The organism is Streptomyces hygroscopicus subsp. hygroscopicus, from assembly GCF_001553455.1.
Lineage (GTDB): Bacteria > Actinomycetota > Actinomycetes > Streptomycetales > Streptomycetaceae > Streptomyces > Streptomyces hygroscopicus.
In genome coordinates, this window is sequence record NZ_BBOX01000499.1 from 1 (window position 1) to 2050 (window position 2050).

Genomic DNA, 2050 nt, shown 5'->3' on the forward strand with positions numbered 1-2050 from the left:
CGCCCCCGGCGCCAGCGGCACCGGGCGGGCGCCCACGGGGACCCCGTCGGCGGCGGTGCCGTTGGTCGAGCCGAGGTCGGCGATGGTCACGCGGCCGTCCTCGGCGACCGTCACCGCGCAGTGCAGCCGGGAGACGTCGGGGTCGTCCAGGGGGACGTCCGCGTCGGCGGAGCGGCCGATGCGTACCTGGCCGCCGTGGAGCAGGTGGACGCCGCCCGCGTCGGGCCCCGCGACCACGTCCAGATGGACCGTGGCGTCGGCGACGGCGGCGTCCGGCAGGCCCGGATAGCCGGGGTAGTGGTCGGAGTCGGGGTCGGCCGGGCCCTGGAGGGAGAGCACCGCGCCGTCCACCAGCGGCGGCTCGCCCAGCGCGCAGCGCTGCGGGTCCAGCCGCCGGCCCCCCGCGTACAGCACCACGGCGCCGCCCGCGCCGCCGCCCCCCGCCTCGTACCCGGCCGCGGCGACCGCGTCGGCGAGCCCGCCGGCCACCGAGGCGAGGGCCGTGCCGACGGGGGCGGTGACCAGGACGTCCACCGCGCCCATGGGGGCGTGCGGGGCGGACGCGGGCGCAGGATGGTGGCCGGAACGGCCCGGGTGGGCGCTGCGCGGCCCGAGGACGGTCAGCCGAATCTGCATCGCCGTCAACGGTCCCTTCTGTCCGGGGGGCCGGGCGGAGGTTGCCGGCCCCCACCACCGCCCCCAGGCCCTTCGGCACGTACAGGTCCGTACGGGGTCGTACGGGTCACGGAGCGTGAGTCCCCCGGCGCTCGGCGCTTCCGTGCCGCCTGCATCTTCGCACCTGCCGCCGACACTTCGCCCGCCGCCCGCCGTTACATGATCTTGATTGGTCGGCTAGTCGGCCGAAACTGGCTGATTGCGACCGGAACGGCCGCTCTTGGGACGCCCGGTGGTGCTTGAGGGAGCGGGTCGGACCGACCCCGGCAACCATCTGCCCGGATCCCACGTCTTCCCCCGCGCCGGCATCGTGTGGTGATCGGATGGGGCTCACCCCGCGTCCCCATTACAGTGGGGCGGACGAGCACCACACGCAGACGGTCGAGCTGGACCCCACAGCTGACCACAGCTGACCCACAGCGGACGCGTCCGGCGGACGCGTCCGGCGAATCCATCGCAGACCACCGATGTAAGACCACGATCAGGGAGCGCATGACGTGCGGCCGGTAGGCAGCAAGTACCTGCTCGAGGAGCCGCTCGGGCGCGGAGCCACGGGCACCGTCTGGCGAGCCCGCCAGCGGGAGACGGCGGGGGCCGAGGCCGCCGTGGCCGGGCAGCCCGGCGAGACCGTCGCGATCAAGGTCCTCAAGGAGGAGCTCGCGAACGACGCGGACATCGTGATGCGCTTCCTCCGCGAGCGCTCGGTGCTGCTCCGGCTCACCCACCCCAACATCGTCCGCACCCGTGACCTGGTGGTCGAGGGCGATCTGCTGGCCCTGGTCATGGACCTGATCGACGGCCCGGATCTGCACCACTATCTGCGCAGCAACGGCCCGCTCACCCCGGTCGCCGCCTCCCTCCTCACCGCCCAGATCGCCGACGCGCTCGCCGCCAGCCACGCCGACGGCGTCGTGCACCGCGACCTCAAGCCCGCCAACGTGCTGCTCGCGGGCACCGGCGAGGGCGAGGAGATGCACCCGATGCTGACGGACTTCGGCATCGCGCGCCTCGCCGACTCACCCGGCCTCACCCGCACCCAGGAGTTCGTCGGCACCCCCGCCTATGTGGCGCCGGAGTCCGCCGAGGGCCGTCCGCAGACCTCCGCGGTGGACATCTACGGCGCCGGCATCATGCTCTACGAGCTGGTCACCGGCCGTCCGCCGTTCGCCGGCAACACCGCGCTCGAGGTGCTCCACCGCCACCTCAGCGAGGAGCCGCGCCGCCCCTCGACCGTGCCCGAGCCGCTGTGGACCGTCATAGAGCGCTGTCTGCGCAAGCGGCCCGAGGAGCGGCCCAGCGCCGAGAACCTGGCCCGCGCGCTGCGCGTGGTCGCGGCCGGTGTCGGGGTGCACGCCTCGCCCGCGCAGGCCGAGGC

The 2050-nt window shown here is 74.7% G+C and carries 2 protein-coding genes; one reads left to right on the forward strand and one right to left on the reverse strand.

The annotated features are described in order from the left end of the window. On the reverse strand, positions 1-636 hold a 636-nt coding region (locus AXW62_RS37255; RefSeq protein WP_159061045.1), incomplete at its 3' end, for an FHA domain-containing protein. 536 nt (positions 637-1172) lie between these two features. Between AXW62_RS37255 and AXW62_RS37260 the strand changes: the two genes are divergently transcribed. Continuing rightward, a partial coding sequence (locus AXW62_RS37260) for a serine/threonine-protein kinase (protein ID WP_159061046.1) occupies positions 1173-2050 on the forward strand: 878 nt, incomplete at its 3' end.